Source organism: Mesorhizobium sp. ESP-6-4 (assembly GCF_020164735.1).
GTDB lineage: Bacteria > Pseudomonadota > Alphaproteobacteria > Rhizobiales > Rhizobiaceae > Mesorhizobium.
The window spans coordinates 127433-146217 of record NZ_JAIUGS010000011.1 but is presented as its reverse complement, the minus strand read 5'-3'; the positions used below and the strand labels follow the sequence as shown (position 1 = coordinate 146217).

General features: G+C 63.7%; 17 protein-coding genes. 6 read left to right on the top strand and 11 right to left on the bottom strand.

Going from position 1 to position 18785, the window contains the following annotated elements; translation table 11 throughout:
- Positions 1 to 128 precede the first annotated feature (128 nt).
- From LB523_RS20175 to LB523_RS20155, 5 genes are all read right to left on the bottom strand, one after another.
- On the bottom strand, positions 129 to 509 hold the full coding sequence (locus LB523_RS20175) for a thiol-disulfide oxidoreductase DCC family protein (protein WP_224606285.1): 381 nt from the start codon (positions 507 to 509) through the stop codon (positions 129 to 131).
- Positions 510 to 570: 61 nt separating this feature from the next.
- On the bottom strand, positions 571 to 864 hold the full coding sequence (locus tag LB523_RS20170; protein WP_095766734.1) for a GYD domain-containing protein: 294 nt from the start codon (positions 862 to 864) through the stop codon (positions 571 to 573).
- A gap of 207 nt (positions 865 to 1071) precedes the next feature.
- On the bottom strand, positions 1072 to 3099 hold the full coding sequence (gene rpoD, locus LB523_RS20165) for an RNA polymerase sigma factor RpoD (RefSeq protein WP_224606283.1): 2028 nt from the start codon (positions 3097 to 3099) through the stop codon (positions 1072 to 1074).
- A 424-nt stretch (positions 3100 to 3523) separates the two neighbouring features.
- Entirely contained in the window at positions 3524 to 5464 is a 1941-nt protein-coding gene (gene dnaG / locus LB523_RS20160; RefSeq protein WP_224606281.1) for a DNA primase, read from the bottom strand.
- Positions 5465 to 5601: 137 nt separating this feature from the next.
- Positions 5602 to 5964, bottom strand: a complete 363-nt coding sequence (locus tag LB523_RS20155) for an RcnB family protein (protein WP_224606278.1) — start codon at positions 5962 to 5964, stop codon at positions 5602 to 5604.
- A 352-nt stretch (positions 5965 to 6316) separates the two neighbouring features.
- Here LB523_RS20155 and LB523_RS20150 point away from each other — a divergent pair, with 352 nt between their 5' ends.
- The 3 genes from LB523_RS20150 to LB523_RS20140 all read left to right on the top strand — a co-directional run bounded on the left by LB523_RS20150 (position 6317) and on the right by LB523_RS20140 (position 9593).
- On the top strand, positions 6317 to 7981 hold the full coding sequence (locus LB523_RS20150; protein WP_224543096.1) for a Na/Pi cotransporter family protein: 1665 nt from the start codon (positions 6317 to 6319) through the stop codon (positions 7979 to 7981).
- 94 nt (positions 7982 to 8075) lie between these two features.
- Positions 8076 to 8285 (top strand): DUF2061 domain-containing protein, encoded by a 210-nt coding sequence (locus LB523_RS20145; protein ID WP_095766624.1) that lies wholly within the window; start codon positions 8076 to 8078, stop codon positions 8283 to 8285.
- Between the two features lie 126 nt (positions 8286 to 8411).
- The gene (locus tag LB523_RS20140; protein WP_224606326.1) at positions 8412 to 9593 is read left to right on the top strand and encodes an MFS transporter; all 1182 of its coding nucleotides are present in this window, start codon (positions 8412 to 8414) and stop codon (positions 9591 to 9593) included.
- A gap of 105 nt (positions 9594 to 9698) precedes the next feature.
- Here LB523_RS20140 and LB523_RS20135 read toward each other — a convergent pair whose 3' ends face one another.
- Both LB523_RS20135 and LB523_RS20130 read right to left on the bottom strand, forming a co-directional pair.
- Entirely contained in the window at positions 9699 to 10256 is a 558-nt protein-coding gene (locus tag LB523_RS20135; RefSeq protein ID WP_224543097.1) for a GNAT family N-acetyltransferase, read from the bottom strand.
- 47 nt (positions 10257 to 10303) lie between these two features.
- Positions 10304 to 11014, bottom strand: coding sequence for a DNA helicase (locus LB523_RS20130; RefSeq protein ID WP_224543098.1), 711 nt, complete (start codon positions 11012 to 11014; stop codon positions 10304 to 10306).
- Positions 11015 to 11297: 283 nt separating this feature from the next.
- Between LB523_RS20130 and LB523_RS20125 the strand changes: the two genes are divergently transcribed.
- Positions 11298 to 12296 (top strand): murein L,D-transpeptidase catalytic domain family protein, encoded by a 999-nt coding sequence (locus LB523_RS20125; protein WP_224606275.1) that lies wholly within the window; start codon positions 11298 to 11300, stop codon positions 12294 to 12296.
- A gap of 9 nt (positions 12297 to 12305) precedes the next feature.
- Here the strand turns inward: LB523_RS20125 and LB523_RS20120 are convergent, their stop codons facing one another.
- Positions 12306 to 12755 (bottom strand): GatB/YqeY domain-containing protein, encoded by a 450-nt coding sequence (locus LB523_RS20120; protein ID WP_224606272.1) that lies wholly within the window; start codon positions 12753 to 12755, stop codon positions 12306 to 12308.
- A 260-nt stretch (positions 12756 to 13015) separates the two neighbouring features.
- Here LB523_RS20120 and carA point away from each other — a divergent pair, with 260 nt between their 5' ends.
- Positions 13016 to 14221, top strand: a complete 1206-nt coding sequence (gene carA, locus LB523_RS20115; RefSeq protein WP_224606269.1) for a glutamine-hydrolyzing carbamoyl-phosphate synthase small subunit — start codon at positions 13016 to 13018, stop codon at positions 14219 to 14221.
- Between the two features lie 14 nt (positions 14222 to 14235).
- Here the strand turns inward: carA and LB523_RS20110 are convergent, their stop codons facing one another.
- The 3 genes from LB523_RS20110 to mntR all read right to left on the bottom strand — a co-directional run bounded on the left by LB523_RS20110 (position 14236) and on the right by mntR (position 17200).
- Complete coding sequence (locus LB523_RS20110; RefSeq protein WP_224606266.1) at positions 14236 to 15504, bottom strand: TCR/Tet family MFS transporter; 1269 nt, start codon at positions 15502 to 15504, stop codon at positions 14236 to 14238.
- A 164-nt stretch (positions 15505 to 15668) separates the two neighbouring features.
- The gene (locus tag LB523_RS20105; protein ID WP_224606262.1) at positions 15669 to 16589 is read right to left on the bottom strand and encodes a neutral zinc metallopeptidase; all 921 of its coding nucleotides are present in this window, start codon (positions 16587 to 16589) and stop codon (positions 15669 to 15671) included.
- 155 nt (positions 16590 to 16744) lie between these two features.
- The gene (gene mntR, locus LB523_RS20100) at positions 16745 to 17200 is read right to left on the bottom strand and encodes a manganese-binding transcriptional regulator MntR (protein ID WP_224543103.1); all 456 of its coding nucleotides are present in this window, start codon (positions 17198 to 17200) and stop codon (positions 16745 to 16747) included.
- A gap of 224 nt (positions 17201 to 17424) precedes the next feature.
- Between mntR and LB523_RS20095 the strand changes: the two genes are divergently transcribed.
- Positions 17425 to 18783 carry an Nramp family divalent metal transporter gene (locus tag LB523_RS20095; protein WP_095766614.1) on the top strand — a complete coding sequence of 453 codons (1359 nt, stop codon included), beginning with the start codon at positions 17425 to 17427 and terminating at the stop codon, positions 18781 to 18783.
- The last annotated feature ends 2 nt before the right edge of the window (positions 18784 to 18785 follow it).

The following is an 18785-nucleotide window of genomic DNA, read 5'->3' as shown; positions in this document are numbered from 1 at the left end:
TCCTTGAGCTATATCTTACGATACATCGTAAGTAAGACGCGGCGCCTGTGGAGTCAAGATATATCTTAAGATGTATCTTAGGCCGTTCCAAGATCGCGCATACGTCCTCATACGGCTCGGCCAGATCGCTACCAACGGCCCTTGCGTCGGTTCCAGCCGTAGAGCACGTCCGCAAAACGGTCATAGGCAAAGCGCGTCAACGGCAGCGCGATGGGGTTGCCGAACAAGCTGGCAAGCCATCCCTCGCCCGGCGTGATCCGCCAGACCGCGATCGCCACGTCGGCGCCGACCAGCAGCCGCCCGCTTGCGTCGGTCGCATGCAGGCGCCGGCGGATATCCTCCAGCGAGGCGCCGAAGGCGGAGAGCGCCTCAGGTTCGAAATTGATGTCGCGGAATTCGACCCGGCCCGCCTTGACGGCCTCGACCAGCCGCCGCTTCTGCCGGTTGATGCCGGCGTCGCACACCGGACAGCGTGTGTTGTACCAGACTGTCAGCAACGGCTCGGGCATGGCGCGACTATCGGGAATGCGGCGCGGCTTCGCAACAGCCGCGCTGCGCCCGTCAGCTACTTTACCCGAGCGAACTGATGATCTCGCGATAGGCGAATTCCGGAAACGCCTTCATCGTCCGCGTCTTGACATTGCCGCCCGACGACAACATCAGCGCGAAGCGGGCGAGCACCGCATCGTCCGGCGCTTCGACGATGGCGACCATGTCGCATTCGCCCATGGTCAGATAGAACGCCTTGAACGATCCGCCCATTTCCCCCAGCAGCTTCTTGGCCGCATCGAGCCGTTTCGGCGATTCCCGCACATTCTTGGCGCCGAGCTCAGTCCAGTTGATAAGCACGATGTAGGTTGTCATGGCACACCTCCCACCGGGAGCCACGGAGCGCAACGCCTGGCCGCTGCGACCGGCGCCGGGGCGGGCATCCGGCTTGTCGCCCATAAATGCATCCGACGCCCGATTATCCTCCTGTCGGACAAACCCGACAAGGCGGCATGAGGGTAGCCGGAAAAGCAAAAAGGGCGCTCGAGGCGCCCTTTCGATTTCGTGTGATTGTATTCCCGCTCAGCTGTCGAGGAAGCTTCTGAGCTTGCGCGACCTGCTCGGATGCTTGAGCTTGCGCAGCGCCTTGGCCTCGATCTGGCGGATACGCTCGCGCGTCACCGAGAACTGCTGGCCGACTTCTTCCAGCGTATGATCGGTGTTCATGCCGATGCCGAAGCGCATTCTGAGCACGCGCTCCTCGCGCGGCGTCAGCGAGGCAAGCACGCGCGTCGTCGTCTCGCGCAGGTTGGCCTGGATCGCCGCGTCGATCGGCAGGATCGCCATCTTGTCCTCGATGAAGTCGCCGAGATGCGAATCCTCCTCGTCGCCGACAGGCGTTTCGAGCGAGATCGGCTCTTTGGCGATCTTCAGCACCTTGCGCACTTTTTCCAGCGGCATGGCGAGCTTTTCCGCCAGTTCCTCCGGCGTCGGCTCGCGGCCGATCTCGTGCAGCATCTGGCGCGAGGTGCGCACGATCTTGTTGATCGTCTCGATCATGTGCACCGGAATGCGGATGGTGCGCGCCTGGTCGGCGATCGAGCGGGTGATGGCCTGCCGGATCCACCAGGTGGCGTAGGTCGAGAACTTGTAGCCGCGACGGTACTCGAACTTGTCGACCGCCTTCATCAGGCCGATATTGCCTTCCTGAATGAGATCCAGGAACTGCAGGCCGCGGTTGGTGTATTTCTTGGCGATGGAGATGACCAGGCGAAGATTCGCCTCGACCATTTCCTTCTTGGCGATCGCGGCCTCGCGCTCGCCCTTTTGCACCTGGTTGACGATCTTGCGGAATTCCAGGATCGAGATCGCCGTTTCGGTGGCGAGGTTCTGGATCTCGGCGCGCAGCTCCTTGATCGCATCCTTCTCGTTCTTGGTGAACTCCTTCCAGCCGCGCGACGTCAGGTTGGCGATCGAGCGCGTCCAGTTCGGATCGAGCTCCGAGCCCTGATACTCCCGCAGGAATTCCTCGCGGCGCACGCCATAGCTTTCGGCGAGGCGCAAAAGCTTGCCCTCGTTCTGCACCAGGCGCTTGTTGATGTCGTAGAGCTGCTCGACCAGCGCCTCGATGCGCGCGGCGTTGAGCGACAGCGACTTCACCGCCTTGATCAATTGGTCCTTCAGCTCCTTCAGGCGGCGGTCCTGGCTGGGCGACAGCGTGCCGGCCGCGGCCAGGCGGTTCTCGACCTGCTGGTCCTGCAGCTTGCGCAGCTTCTTGTAGGTATCGGCGATGACGTCGAGCGTCTCCATCACCTGCGGGCGCAGTTCCGCTTCCATCGCGGCCAGCGACAGGCTCGCCTCGTCCTCGTCGTCTTCCTCTTCCTCCAGCCCGCGCGTGTCGCCGCCGACATTGGTGATGTCGTCTTCTTCCTCGCGTGCCGCCGAACGGCCGCGCGGCTTCTCCTCGGACTTGGGCGCTTCCTCGATGCGTTCGACGACGGGCGCCTGCTTGGCTTCGGGGCCGGCATAGGTCGCCTCGAGGTCGATGATCTCGCGCAGCAGGATCTTCGATTCGTTGAGCTCGTCGCGCCAGATGATGATGGCCTGGAACGTCAGCGGGCTTTCGCACAGCCCCGCGATCATCGTTTCGCGGCCGGCCTCGATGCGCTTGGCGATCGCAATTTCGCCCTCGCGCGACAGAAGCTCTACCGAGCCCATCTCGCGCAGATACATGCGCACCGGGTCGTCGGTGCGATCGGTCGGCTCTTTCTTGGTAGTCGTGGCGGCGACAGCGGTGCCGGTCTGCTCGGCGAGCTCGTTGGCGTCTTCCTCGGCGTCGGCGGCCGGCTCGGCTTCCGCCTCCTCGCCCACCTCGTCGTCCTCGACGACGTTGATGCCCATGTCACTGAGCATCGCATTGATATCTTCGATGCGGTCCGGATCCGTCTCTTCCGAGGGAAGCACCGCGTTGAGCTCGTCGAGCGTGACATAGCCGCGTTTCTTCGCGGCCTTGATCATCTTCTTGACAGCATCGTCGGAAAGGTCGAGCAGGGGGCCATCAGTGGCGCCTTCGCGTTCGGTCTCGACCTCTTCCTTTTCCTTTGTCGCCATTCTTTGTCGTCTCCAAGCGGCCGAATATCGAGGCCGCGTAAACTGCCGTACCGGTTATGCTGGACGCGCTCGCGCGGGAACGCTTTTCACCGGCCCAGCAACCGTGTCATCTCTTTTGTTTTGTGCATGTCTCTGTCCCAAACCGGTTTCCACTTTTGGGCGACATGCATTAAGTCCAGATTAACCCTGATATCTGGAGCGGGCACTTTGCCTGTCCAGTCGCCACCGGTGCCTCACATCGCTCGAATTCCCGCCGATGCCGTGGCACGGTTAACGTTTCGAATCGTCCTGATTCCGCCAATCTGCCAGAAGGTCAAGCGCCTCTGGCATGATTCGCATGAAAAAAGCGAATCAATTACCCGACTTAGAGGCGTCGATTCGACGCGCCGCATTTCCACTTCACTTCCAATGGGTGGTGTTCGGCCTAAACGCGGCCAACCCTGCCCGACGAGACGCCGAATCCTTCGATCAGCGCTTCCGTTGCCTGCACATCGTTGAATTGCGCTTGAATCTCGACGAGATGCCGGAAGTTTTCATCCGAAGGGTCTGCATCGAGCGCCGCCTGCGCCTGTTTCAGCTCTCTATGTAATGTGCGGGCGCTGCGCTGCAAGTGCAGCGCCTGGTTGAAGGCGTCGCGGGCATCGTCAAGCGCCGCCGTTTCCAGCGCCGGCCATTGCCGCGCGCGCTTGATCAACTCGACAGCCCGCTCCCAGATGCCGCCGCAGCCGGCGCGCTCGATGGTGGCGATGACCGCGCCGCGCTCGTCGGCCGCTTCATGCGCCATGGCGTCGAGAATGGCCGCGTGCAGCTTGCGCAAATCCGAATTGGCGAGGTCGAGGAATTCGACGTGGGCGAAATTCTCGTCGATCAGCGCCGGATGATTGACCAGCGCCACGATAATCGTCGCCTCGCGCACCGACATCCCCTCGCCGGCCCGCTTGACCAGCGCCGAGCGACCCAGGCTCTCGGTGATCGCGGCGCGCCCGCCGGTCGGCCCACCTTTCGCGAACTGCCCGCCGGGCACGGGCGACTTGCCCTGCCCTGGCTTCCAATCCTGACGGCCTTGCCGAACGCTCCGCTGGGAGCCGAAGAAGTTCCGCTCCCGCTCGTCCATTGTCTGCTGATAGTAATAACGCACGCTCTCGTCGCGGATGCGGCTGGTCAACTCCCGCAGCCTTTTCCGCAACTCAGCTCGCCGCTCCGGCGTATCGAAGACACCGCCTGCCGTCTCGCGCATCCATAACAGTTCGTCCAGCGGCCGCGCATCGGCAAGCACGGCGCGGAACGCGTCCGGCCCTTCGGCCTTGACCAAATCGTCGGGATCCTTGCCTTCCGGCAACAAGGCAAAGCGCGCCCGGCGGTCGGTCTGCGCCGACGGGAGCGCGAGATCGGCCGCCCGCCATGCCGCCTTCAGCCCGGCCTGGTCGCCGTCGAAGCAAAGCACCGGCTCGGGCGCCATGCGCCACAGAAGCTCGAGCTGATTTTCGGTGAGCGCAGTGCCGAGCGGCGCCACGGCATTCTCGAAGCCTGCCTGCGCCAGCGCGATTACGTCCATATAGCCTTCGACGGCGATCACCGTGCCGCCTTTGGCCAACGCCTTGCGGGCGCGCGCGAAATTGTAGAGCACGTTGCCCTTGTGGAAGAGCTCCGTCTCCGGCGAATTCATGTATTTGGCGAGCGCATCGGGCGCCAGCGCGCGCCCGCCGAAGGCGATGATCTTGCCGCGCGAATCCGGGATTGGAAACATGATGCGGTCGCGGAACCAGTCATAGGAGACCGGGATGTCGTCGCCGTGCCGCACCAGGCCGCAGGCCTCGATATCGGCCTTCGGCACGCCCTTGGCGGCAAGATGTTCCTTGAGCGCGTTGCGGCTGTCGGGCGCATAGCCCAGACGAAAGGATTGCTGCGTTGCCGGCGTCAGCCCGCGGTCGCGCAGATACGCGCGGGCTTTGGCGCCGTCGGCGCTCTGCAGCCGCTCCTGGAAGAAGGCGGTCGCCATTTCCATGACGTCGGTCAGGCTGGCGCGTTCCTTCTCGCGCCGCTCTTCCTGTTCGTCGCGCACCGGCATCGGCACGCCGGCCATCTCGGCGATCTTCTCGACGGCTTCGGGGAAGCTTAATCCGTCTAGCTCTGTGAGGAACTTGAAATGGTCGCCCGAAACCGAGCAACCGAAGCAGTGATAGCGGCCCTTCTTGTCCTCGCAATGGAAGGACGGGCTCTTCTCGCCGTGGAAGGGACAGCAGGCCCAGTAGTCGCCGCGCGACGCGTTGGTCTTCTTCCTGTCCCATGCGACGCGCGTGCCGATGACCTGCGAAATCGGCACGCGGTCGCGTATCTCGTCGAGGAAGGCGGGCGGAAAGCGCATCGGGGAACTCGTTTGCCCTCCATATAATCAACCCGCCCGGGCACGGCGACCCCATCCGGCCCATCGTACCCGCTTTTCACAGACGAAAAGAAGGCGGCCGGGGGTGGCCGCCTTCCGAATTTCGCGATTGTCGGGGATTACCGCGCGGCGATCGCGCCGAAGACGATGCCGGAGAGGATGCTGACCAGCAAATAGTCGTTGCCGACGCGGATCCATTCCTGGCCGGGACCAGGGCGGCGCAGGCCGTAGCGGTTCCAGTCGCGGACTGGCTGGTGACGCTTCCAGTTGGAATATCTTTGGCCGTTGCGCCAATGGCTGCGCCTTACCACCTTCTTCTTTACGATGACCCGCTTGTCGACATGCCTGCCGGGCTTCTGCCAGTCGACCTGGGTGTAGCTCGACTGCGGCGTGCCCGGCTGGACGAGCGGCGCGGCCTGGCCGGAGAAGGCCGAGGCGGCCAGCATCGAGGCGGTGACGGCGCAAAGTATGAGACGCTTCATGGTCGGTATTCCTTGTTGTCGATAGGCAGGGGAATAGCCGCCAATGGATGAACCGAAACTGAACACCAGAATTACAATTCTGCAATGTTTTCCAAGACTTGCACCGGCCGCTTGAGCAACGCTTCGGATCACGCGGCCGAGCGTCGGGCGGTATGAGGCGAAGCGCTGCCGCCAGGCGCATGCAACCAATGCTTCCTGCAGTCATTTCCGACATGCGCCGTCGAGTCGAGACGATCATCGCATCAGAAAAATCTATTATTCGGCTAATTTTAACTGGTATATTTCGACTCGTTGAAATGACTAAGATTCGCACCCCTCTCCGCACCCCTGGTGCCACCTCACGGGTTCGGCTGTGAGCGGCTCCGTCGTCCTCCTGCACCTTGCCGGCGCGGTGGCGCTGATGCTGTTCGCCACCCGCATGGTGAAGACGGGCGTCGAGCGCGCCTATGGCGACGTGCTGCGCCACCGGCTGCGCGCCACCATGCGCAATCCGGTCATGGCGGTGCTGGCCGGCTGCGGGCTGGCGATCGCGCTGCAGAGCTCGACCGCGGTGACGCTGCTGGTCGGCTCCTTCGCCGGCGCCGGCATCGTTTCGGGCGCCGCCGGGCAATTGGCAGTGCGCGGCGCCGAGATCGGTTCGGCGCTGGTGGCCAAGCTGCTCACCTTCGACCTGACGCTTCTGGTGCCGCTCTGCCTGATCGCCGGCACGGTCATGTTCATGGCCACCGAGCGGCGCGATTGGCGGCAGATAGGCCGCATCCTGATTGGCGTCGGCCTGCTGATCCTGTCGCTGGAGATGATCGGTCAGGCGTCGGAACCGCTGCGCAACAGTCAGTTGATGCCGCTGATCGTCAACTATTTCTCCGGCGACTATGTCACCGCTTACCTGCTCGCCGCGCTGGTTACCTGGCTGTTCCATTCCTCGATCGCCGCCGTGCTGCTCCTGGTGACGCTGGCCGGGCGCGGCTTTATCCCTCCCGAGCTCGGCATCGTGCTGGTGCTCGGCGTCAATCTCGGCTCCTCGATCATCGCGCCCCTGCTTACCCGCAATGCCGATCCGGGCGTCCGCGTCGTGCCGATCGGGAACCTTTTGATGCGCGGCATGGGCTCGCTGGTGATGCTGATCCTGTTCATGACGCTGAAGCCGCCCATCGGCTTCCTCGGCGCCACTGTTCCGGACCAGATCGTCAACGCCCACATCCTGTTCAATGTGATCATCCTGCTCGCCGGACTGCCACTCGCGGGCCTCGTCTACCGCGTCTCGGAGAAGATCGTTGCGCTCGGAGCCGTGCCGGAGCCGATCGCCACGCTGGATGTCGTCGAACTGTCGGCGCTCAATGAAAGCGCGTTGGACACGCCGAGCCAGGCGCTGGCCAATGCGACGCGCGAGGTGGTGCGGGTCTGCGAGACGGTCGAGATCATGTTGAAGCGCATCATCGAGCTTTATGAGAACGCCGACACCGACAAGATCAAGGCGCTGGCCGCGCTCGACGACCGCGTCGACAGGAAGCACGCGGCGATAAAACTCTATCTCGCCAAGATCACCAGGAACCCGCTGACCGAGGATGAGGCATTGCGGTGTCAGGAGCTGATCGGCGCCTGCGTCAAGCTGGAGCAGGTCGGCGACATCATCGTGCGAAACATGCTGGTGCATGTCAGGAAAAAGCTGGAGCGCGGCCTGGAATTCACACCGGAAGGCTGGCAGGAGCTCTGCGCCTTCCATTCCTCGGTGCTCGCCAATGCGCGGCTCGCCTTCAACGTGCTGGTCTCGCGCGATCCGGAAACCGCGCGCCAGCTGGTGCTGGAAAAGGATCTCTTGCGCGAACGCGAGAAGGAAACCAGCGCCAGCCATTTTCAGCGCCTGCGCGAAGGCACCGCCAAGAGCGTCGAGACGAGCTCGATCCACCTCGACACCATCCGCGACTTGAAGCAGATCAACTCGCTGCTCGCCTCGATCGCCTATCCGGTGCTCGAGGAGCGCGGCCTGCTCGGCGGTTCGCGGCTGAAGGCCAGCTGAGGCGATCGGGACCTGCCAAAAAATTAGTCTTTGCTCATCCTCGCTTCCGTCGGCTAAGGAACGCCAGTGGACCTGTTGGGAGGACGATCCGTCGATGGACACGCATTCGCGCAGCTTCGCCAAGGCGCTTTCATGGCGCGCCACCGGCACGATCGACACGATGATCATCTCCCTGGTGGTCACCGGCAGCATCAAGCTCGCCGCCACGATCGGGCTCACCGAGGTCGTCACCAAGTCGCTGCTTTACTACCTGCACGAACGGGCCTGGCTGAAGATCCCTTACGGGCGCAAAACGGCAGCGTAGCAGCAAGCGACAGGCCGGCTTTGATCCGTCCCGTCAAGAAAAGCTAAAGCGCCATCGCCAATTTCTGCATTGCCGCGCCCGCGCAGGCGTGGTTTGAGACGTGCATTCCTCGCCTATGTTTTGAACATGCTGCCGCTGATTGCCCTTTTCCTTGCCGCCTTCGCCTTCGGCACCACCGAATTCGTCATCGCCGGCGTGCTGCCGGAGGTGGCGCAGGGCCTCGGCGTTTCGGTGCCGACCGCCGGCTATCTCGTCTCCGGCTATGCCTGCGGCATTGCCATCGGCGGCCCGCTGCTGGCTTTGGCCACCGGCAAGGTTTCGCGCAAGACGCTGCTGATTGGGCTCACGATCGCTTTCACCCTTGGCCAGGCGGCTTGCGCGCTCGCGCCCGATTTCACCTCGATGCTTCTGCTGCGTGTCGCGACTGCCGTGGCGCATGGCTGTTATTTCGGTGTCGCCATGGTGGTTGCGGTCAGCCTGGTGCGCGAGGACCAGCGCGGCCGGGCAGTCGCGGTCATTCTCTCGGGGCTGACGGTTTCCAATATCATTGGCGTGCCCGCCGGCACCGCGATCGGCAGCCTGTGGGGCTGGCGCGCGACCTTCTGGGTGATGGGCGCGCTGGGCCTCGTCGCGATCCTCGCCATGCTGGCGCTGCTGCCGCGCACGGCGGGCGCCGCCAACCGGCCAGCAGGGCTGGCGCGCGAAGTTCGCGTGCTCGGCCGCCAGCAGGTCTGGACCTCGCTGATCCTAATGCTGATGCTGATGATCGGCCAGTTTGCGCTGTTCACCTACATCACGCCGATGCTGCTCGAGGTCACGGGCCTCGACGAGAGCCTGATCCCCTTTGTGCTTTTGCTCAACGGCGTCGGCGCCACGATCGGCGTCCTGGTCGGCGGCAAGCTCGCCGACTGGAAGCTGATGCCGTCGCTGATCGTCATGCTTGCCCTGCAGGCGATGACGCTTGGCGTCATCTACCTCGTCAGCCCCTATCCGGTGCCGATGGTCGCGGCAATCGTCATCTGGGGCGGTCTCAATTTCGCCATCGGCGCACCGATCCAGACGCGCATCCTCGCCTGGACGGCCGATGCCTCCAACCTCGCCTCCTCGCTGATCCCGTCCGGCTTCAATGTCGGCATCGCGCTGGCTGCCTCGCTGGGCGCGGCGATGCTCAATGCCGGCCTGGGCTATCGCAGCCTGCCGCTGGCCGGCGTGCTCGCCATGCTGGTGGCGGTCGTGGTGGCTTTTGCCTCGCAGACCTGGGAATGGCGCAGCCGCGCGACGCCGCCGCTGCCGGCGGCCGCGGAATAATTTAATGCATGTCGCCCAGAAGTGTGCAGCGGTTCTGGGACAACGACATGCATCAGAACAAAGATTTAAAGCGCGTCGCCTGAATCCGTTTCAGCGCGACGCGCTTTAAAGATCGATCCGGAACCTCAGGCTCTCTGCGCCGCCATAGGCTGCAAGTTTGGCAAACCGCCCGACCAGCCTGCCGCCATTGGCAAGCACCACTTTGTGCGAGGCAGGATTGTCGAGATCACTGGTGATCTCGACATGGTCGAGCCCGACCGCTCTCGCCTCGTCCAGCATCAGCCGCAGCGCTTCGGTGGCGTAGCCGCGGTTGCGCTTCCACGGCACCACCGCATAGCCGATATGGCCAAGCACATGCGAGGGCAGCTCCGACGTGCCCTTCTGCCAGCGAAAGCCGATCGAGCCGGCGGCCTCGCCATCCCAGATCCAGCGCCGGAATCCAGGCAGCCGCGCGACCTCGGTGCCGTCGGGCAAGACGATGGGCGGCCCCTTCGCTTCGGGGTCGTCAAGGCCGGCGAGAAATTCAACGGGATCCTTCTCGATCGCCTCGAGTTGCTCGCGCGTCGCTTCGAGGAGCCGCACATTGTCGGGTGACCAGCCGCGCTCGAGCGCCGCCTTGTAGGATGGCAAATGTTGGAGCGCGGGTTTGACGATTTCGATCATGCTTGGCTTCCCTGTCGAGACCGGCCTAAAAGCGACACGGATCGCTCTCAAGTCGCCTGAAACCGGATTTCGCCCTTGTTCAGGAAACAGGCTTTGTCGAACAGCGACAGGTCGAGCGGGTTCGGCAGCCGGATATCGCCGATGTCCGGGAACGCTTTCCGGGCGCAATCATATGACCTGTCGACCTGCGAGATGAAGATGAGCACCAGTCCGCGTTCCCGGGCAAACGATTTCAAGGCGCGGATCTGAACCATGAGTTCCGGATTCTCCCGCTTCTGGTCGAGCAGTTGCAGATAGTCGATGACCGCCAGCGTGCCGCGCGGCGCCGCCCGCAACGCCTCGATGATGTAGGTAGCGCTGATGGCGTCGGAATTGTCGAACTCGAAGAGGTGGTTGAAATCGGCCGGGTCGACGCCGATGTCACGGAACCGATCGAGGATATCGGCATGCATGTATTCCAGGGTGAAGAATACGGCGCGACTGCCTTGCTTCATGGCTGCCACGGCAAGTTCGAGGCTCATCAGCGTCTTGCCCTGCCCCGGCCGCGCCGCCACGAGGACCATGTCGCCGGGGATCAGCCGCGCCAACAGGGCGCCGGCTGGCGCAGCCTCGGCGGCCTTGGCCGCAAGCAGGCTCCAACTGCCGAAGCCTTGCTTGGCGGCAACGCGGTCGAGCGCCTGGTGGAGGGGCACATTTTCGCTGCGGGACAGAAGCCTCGCCTGGCGCTTCAGATGATAGACGGGTGCGGAAAACCGCATCGAAAAACCTCCTGCCGCGAGCAATCTTGACAACCCCTCCTTATGCCTGGCGCTCGAACAGTTGGTTCGGTGATAAACTGCCCTGCATGAACGATGCTTCCCGACGGAGGGAGGAGGCGTGGGCGCGCCGGAATCAGATCATAGCCCAATCGAGGCGTGCCGAAAATCCGACCTCCAAAAGGCGTCGCTAAACTAGAAGTGTTTCGCCGATGCGTGCGAGACCTTCTATAATCGTCCATGCTGATTCACGGGTACGAGACATTTCGACGGGAGGGGCAAGAGGGTGCGGTTGAGATCTGTTCCGCGGGGCGCGGCCATCTTCTGCCTTGTCGCGATCCTGGCCGCCCTGACGGCATCGGTCAGCTCATTCGCGGCCTTGCGGCCGTCGACCGTTCCCGACTGGCTGCAGCGCCATGTCGGCGACGGCGAAGGCCAGATCTCGCAGGTCGTGCTGGAGCGGGCGCGCGCGCTCTACCAGAAGAAGGTCAGCGAAGGTTCGGTCAGCAACCCCTGCTACTTCGCCATGGATGCCACGCGTCCCGCGGATTTGGGCAACAGCGTGCCTGGCCAGCGCTACTACATCATTTGTGAAAGCAAGCAGCTCTTCCGCGCGGTTTCCTCGGGCCATGGCGGCGGACGCAACCTGAAAGGCGTTGCCGATTTCTCCAACGGCAGGCGCTGCGCCAAGAATTTCGGCAACGCCATGGACTCGGCGCTGACGGCCGGCGGCGCCTATATGACGGCCGAGACCAAGACGTCCTTCAAGGGCTACTATCGTATCGGCGCGCAGAACGCGGTGTTCATGCGCAGCTTCATCCAGTTCGACGGCGAAGGCGAGGCGGCGAACGCCAGGCAGCGCGTGATCGGCGGCCATCCGGCCGCGATCTTGAAGGGCCTGTGCATGCGCAAGAGCCCGCAAAGCTCCTATGCCGACCATGACGGCCTCGTTCCGTTCGGCAAGCTGGTGAACTATGCCGGCGGCCGCAGCAATGGCTGCACCAGCTGGTCGCCCGCCGACGCCGAGCAGATCATCCCCCTCGTGAAGAACAACCCGACGACGCTCTACATCTATCCGGAATCACGCGACATCGCCGCTGTCGCCCGGGCCAAGGCTGCCGGCCAGGCGCTCTCAAGCGCGGGCACCTATTGGAACGCCTCCTGCCTGAAGGAGATCGGCACTCCCAAATTCTGGCCGAAGAAGATGCTGGAGCCGATCATCGCCCAGTACAAGAAGGATCATCCGGCGCCACCGCCGCAGCCGGTGCCGATCTGCAAGGACTGACACCGTCGTCTATTGCAGCAACCCCTTGATGATGGCGCTCGCCTTGGCGAAGTCCATCTGGCCGGCATATTTCTGCTTCAGCGCGCCGATCACCTTGCCCATGTCCTTCTGGCTGGCCGCGCCCGTCGCCGCGATCGCCTCGCGCGCCGCAGCCTGGATCGCCGCGTCGTCGAGCTGCGTCGGCAGGAACTCGCGGATGATCGCCATCTCGCCGCGCTCCTGTGCCGCCAGCTCCGGCCGCTTGCCGTCCTCGAAGGCCTTGGCGGATTCCTCGCGCTGCTTCACCATCTTGGCGAGAATCTGCAGGATCTCCTCCTCGCTCGCCGGCGGCTTTCCGGCGCCGCGATTGGCGATGTCGCGGTCGTGGATGGCGGCCTGGATCAGCCGCAGTGTCGGCAGGCGGTGCTTGTCCTGTGCCTTCATCGCGCTCTTCATGGATTCGGCGATTTTCTCGCGCATCGTGCTTCTCCTTCGAACGCGGCGGACAATAGCTTTGCCGAACGGCCAACGCAAATCCCGCCAAGCCGCTGATATTGCTGGACGAAAGCAAATCGGCCGTGGTCTGGGGGCGCCGCATTGACCGCTCCGGCGCGTTCGCCTATGTACTCGGTCCTGCATGAGACAATGAGTTGACGCGTGGGAGCCGGGCAATCCAGCTTCGCGCCTTGCTGCGCAAATGGTCCTCCCGACCGATTGCCGCGCCTGACAGGAGTGCCGCCATGGCCACGACCACCGCCCCGTGGGCAACCGAAAAGCCGACCGCCCTTCTGGTACTCGCCGACGGCACGGTGATCGAAGGCCGCGGCCTTGGCGCCACGGGATCGGCGGTTGCGGAAGTGTGCTTCAACACCGCCCTGACCGGTTATGAAGAAATCCTCACCGATCCGTCTTACGCCGGCCAGATCGTCACCTTCACCTTCCCGCATATCGGCAATGTCGGCACCAATGACGAGGACATCGAGGATTTGCATCCGGCCGCCCGCGCCGGCGCTGTCGGCGCCATCTTCAAGGCCAACGTCACCGACCCGTCCAACTATCGCGCCGCCGGCCATCTCGACCAGTGGCTGAAGCGGCGCGGCATCGTCGCGCTGTCCGGCATCGACACCCGCGCGCTGACTGTGCTGATCCGCGAGAAGGGCATGCCCAATGCCGTCATCGCGCATGCGCCCGACGGCGTCTTCGACATCGAGGATTTGAAGCGGCAGGCGGCTGCCTGGTCGGGTCTGATCGGCCTCGATCTCGCCAAGGAGGTCACGTCGGGCCAGTCTTCGGTCTGGCGCGAGACGCCCTGGATCTGGAACGAAGGTTATGGCGAGCGGAGCGAGCCTTCCATGCACGTCGTGGCCGTCGACTATGGCGTCAAGCGCAACATCCTGCGCCTGCTTGCGGGTCTCGGCGCCAAGGTCACCGTCGTGCCGGCCAAGACCGGCGCCGAGGAGATCATGGCCATGCAGCCGGACGGCATCTTCCTGTCGAACGGCCCCGGCGATCCGGAAGCGACCGGCGAATATGCCGTGCCGGTGATCCAGGATCTCTTGAAGACCGACATCCCGGTGTTCGGCATTTGCCTCGGCCATCAGATGCTGGCGCTGGCGCTCGGCGGCAAGACCGAGAAGATGCACCAGGGCCATCACGGCGCCAACCATCCGGTCAAGGACCACACCACCGGCAAGGTCGAGATCGTGTCAATGAACCACGGTTTCGCCGTCGACGCCGACTCTCTGCCCGAAGGCGTCGAGGAAACCCATGTCTCGCTCTTCGACGGCTCGAATTGCGGCATCGCCCTGACCGGCCGTCCAGTGTTCTCGGTCCAGCATCATCCCGAGGCCTCGCCCGGCCCGCAGGATTCGCATTACCTGTTCCGGCGCTTCGTCAATCTGATCCGCGAACGCCGCGGCGAGGAAGCGCTGGCCGAACGCGCCTAGCTCAAGCAGCCGGCCTAAGCAGCGTCCGTCACCGGCTCCTGCGTGTGCATGCGCTCGACTTCCTTCGGCGTCGGCTTGGCAACTTTCGTCACGAAGACGATCACCGCCAGCGTCAGGAAAATTGCGCCGAGCACATAGGGAGCGCCGCCGAACACGACCGGCGCCGCCGGGCCCGTGAACCAGGAAAATATCGCGGTGTAGAGCAGCGGCGTGATGATCGAGGTGATCGAGAAGATCGAGGTCATCGCGCCCTGCAATTCGCCCTGCGCCGAGGGCGGCACCTTGGCGGCGGCGAGGCTTCTGAGCGGCGGATCGGCCAGCGCCTCCAGGCAGCCGGCCACGATGACCGCATAAATCATCCAGCCTTGCGTCGAAAACGCATAGCCGAAGGCGCTGAGCGCGGTGAAGGTCAGGCCGATCGCCGCCGTCCTCCACTCGCCGAGCTTGGGAATGATCCGCGGCAGCACCGTCGCCATGATGATCGCCCCGCACAGGCCGAAGGCGCCGAGCGAGAAGCCGATCTGCTGCTGGTTCCAGCCATAGCGGTAGTTTGAAACGAACGCCCAGACCGCCGGATACATCATATGGCCGAGCGTCATCAGGAAGAACACCAGCCCGATCCAGCCGATGCCGGGATAATTGCGCATCTGCATGAGCGTGCCGACCGGATTGGCACGCTTCCATTCGAAACGGCGACGATGCTTTTCGTCCAGCGTCTCCGGTAGCAGGAACATCGCGATCAGGAAATTCACGAAGGCAAGCGCGGCCGCGAAATAGAACGGCACGCGCGGCCCGAACGTGCCGAGCAGACCGCCCAGCACCGGGCCGATGACGAAGCCGACGCCGAAGGCGATGCCGAGTAGGCCGAAATTCTTCGCCCGGTTCTCGTCGTTTGAGATGTCGGCGATGAAGGCGGATGTCGTCGAATAGCTGGCGCCGGAAACACCGGCGAGCACGCGGCCGATGAACAGCATCGGATAGGACCAGGCGATGGCGCAGATCAGGTTGTCGATGGAAAAAGTCAGCACCGAGGCAAGCAGGATCGGCCGCCGGCCGAAGCGGTCGCTCAAGCCGCCCATGATCGGCGCGAAGACGAACTGCATCGCCGCATAGACGAAGAACAGCCAGCCGCCCTCGATCGCGGCCTGGCTGACGCTGACGCCGCTCAGTTCCTCCAGATAGGCCGGCAGCACAGGCATGATGATGCCGAAGCCGATGATGTCGAGCAGCAGCGTGGTGAAAACGAGCGCAAGGCCCCGCCTGGCGGTTTTGGGGTCGATCATGATGATAATCTCCTCAGGCCGCCCGGGGCAAAGGCGGGAGGCATCTTATAGGCGACGTCGCCGACAGGAACAATACGCGAACGAAGGCAATTGCCTCATCCTGACATCACTTGCCAGCCGTGTTGATCGCCGATCCTAGCCGCCAAAGAAGCGGCAGGGCCGCGTCAGATCGGACCGCCCATCGTGTTGCAGTCGGACAGCTTGCCGCTCTTTATGCCGCGCGCCAGCCACGTCTGCCGCTGCTGCGAGGTGCCGTGGTTGAAGCTTTCCGGCACGACATAGCCCTGCATCCTCTTCTGCAGCGTGTCGTCGCCGATCTGCTTGGCCGCGTTCAGCGCGCTTTCGATATCGCCCTGCTCCAGGATGCCCTTCTGCTGCGTGTAATGTGCCCAGACACCAGCAAAGCAATCGGCCTGAAGCTCGACGCGCACCGACAGCTGGTTGGCGTCGGCCTCGCTCATGCCTTGCCGCATCTGGTTGAACTTGCCCATGATACCGGTGAGGTTCTGCACATGGTGGCCGACCTCATGCGCCACCACATAGGCACGGGCGAATTCGCCGGACGCGCCGAACTGCTGGTCGAGCTGCTGGAAGAAGGTCATGTCGAGATAGACCTTGCGATCGCCTGGGCAGTAGAACGGCCCTGCCGCCGCCGAGGCGAAACCACAGGCCGAACGGACCTGGCCACTGAACAGCACCAGCTTGGGATCCTGGTAGGTCAGCCCTTCGGACTTGAAAATGCCGGTCCAGGTGTCCTCGGTATCGGCAAGCACGGTCGCGACGAACTGCTTCATCTCGTCATTGGCGGGGGCGTTGCCATTGTCCTGTGTGTCGGAGATCTGGCCGCCGTCTCCCGGCACCAGGCCGCCGCTGCCGTCACCCAGGATCTGCGATGGATCGAAGCCGAAATACCATCCCGCGAGCACGACAAGGATAACCAGGATGATGCTGCCGCCGCCACCGGTACGGCCGCCGATGGGGATGCGGAACTGGCCACCGCCGCCCAATCCGCCGCCAGGCCCGCCGCCGCTGTCGCTGCGTTCGTCTTCGATGTTGTCGCTCTGACGACGGCCTCTCCAAAGCATGGCAACTCCTCGCGACAGGAATGTCCTGGAGGGACCGGCATGCCACCGCCCCCCTGCAGACAATTATCGCAACGAATACGTCAAGTCAGTATTTTTCGCGAGGTCGAAACCGACACTTTGCGTCCTGCAGCGCTATTCTCGTATCGAGCCCGAGCTCAACGAGCGGAGGTCATCGCCCGGCGGAAAGCTTCCAGCGTTTCGGCGCTGACATGGTGCTCGATGCCCTCGGCGTCGATGCGCGCCGTCTCGGCGCTGACGCCGAGAGAGCGCAGGAAGGCCTCGACCGTCTGGTGGCGGATGCGGCTTTCCTCGGCGACCCTGCGGCCGGCCTCGGTCAGGAACACACCCCGATAGGGCTTTCGCGACACCAGCCCGTCGGCGCACAGCCTGGTCAGCATCTTTGCCACCGTCGGCTGCGCGACGCCGAGCCTTGCCGCGATATCCACCTGCCGCGCCTCATTGCCGTCCTCGATCAGGTCGGCGATCAGCTCGACATAGTCTTCGACCAGCGCGCTACGGCGCGCCTCGCGCGTCTGCCGGAAACCCGCCGAATGGATTTCGGCATCGGGAAGCGGCTCTTCGCGTCGAACCGGTTTGTTCCTCAGCGCCAATCCGCGCTCCTCCTTGAATCGGGACCGCATCCATAGCACGAACCCCTGATGGTCCGGCCGTTTATTTGCATTCCCGCTCATGCGCAACCGGCGTTTGCGGCAGCCCCGCCGCCAGCCTTGTCTCGGTTCATCACGAAAGCACGATCAATGAAATATAGCATATTGCATAATGTTGAGCCATGGCGTAGATAAGAGGCACGTTCGACAATTCCAGCGGAAATCCCATGTCCGATGCCGATGCAGCAACCGTAGCCCGACCCGCATGGCGATTCGACAGGCCCGACGACGAGCAGCCGAGCCTGCGCGAGGTGAACGCCTCGATCGCGGTGCCGCGGACCGGCGTCTGGTTCCGCCGCCTGTTCGCCTTCATGGGGCCGGGCTACATGGTCTCGGTCGGCTATATGGACCCAGGCAACTGGGCGACCGACCTCGCCGGTGGCGCCCAGTTCGGCTATACGCTGCTTTTCATCATCATGCTGTCGAACCTGATGGCGATCCTGCTGCAGGCGCTTGCCGCGCGTCTCGGCATCGCCACCGGCCGCGACCTCGCCCAGGCCTGCCGCGCCTATTATCCGCGCCCGGTCAACCTGCTGCTCTGGATCGCCTGCGAACTGGCCATCATCGCCTGCGACCTGGCCGAGGTGATCGGCACGGCGATCGCCCTGCAGCTTCTGTTCGGCATCCCGCTGATCGGCGGCGCCATGCTGACCGCGCTCGATGCTTTCCTTGTGCTGCTGCTGATGAACAAGGGCTTCCGCTATCTCGAGGCCTTCGTCGTCGCGCTGCTGATCATCATCTTCGGCTGCTTTGCCATCCAGATCTTCGTCGCCGCGCCGCCGGCCGGCACGATCCTGCATTCGATGTTCGTGCCATCGCCGGAGATCGTCACCAATCCGGCGATGCTCTATATCGCCATCGGCATCATCGGCGCGACAGTCATGCCGCATAATCTCTATCTGCATTCCTCGATCGTGCAGACCCGCGCCTATGAGCGAACCGATGCCGGCAAGCGCGACGCCATCAAATGGGCGACGACGGATTCGACCATCGCGCTGATCCTGGCGCTGTTCGTCAATGCGTCGATCCTGATTGTCGCGGCGGTCGCCTTCCACGATACCGGCCATCACCACGTCGCCGAGATCGGCCAGGCCTTCGAGCTGCTGTCGCCGCTGCTCGGCCTGGGCATCGCCTCGATCCTGTTTGCCGTCGCACTGCTTGCCTCGGGCCTCAACTCGACCGTCACCGCGACGCTCGCCGGCCAGATCGTGATGGAAGGCTTCCTGCGCCTGCGCATCCCGCAATGGGCGCGGCGCCTGGTAACGCGCGGCATTGCCATCGTCCCCGTGGTGGTCGTCACAGCACTCTATGGCGAGAAGGGAACCGGCCAGTTGCTCGTCTTCAGCCAGGTGATCCTGTCGATGCAGCTGCCTTTCGCGGTGGTGCCGCTGGTGCAGTTCGTGTCGGACAAGAAGAAGATGGGCAATTTCGCCATACCGCGCGGCGTTGCAGCGTTGGCCTGGGTGGTTGCCGCCGTCATCCTCGTTCTCAACTTCAAGCTCCTCTACGACACCTTCGCCGGCTGACC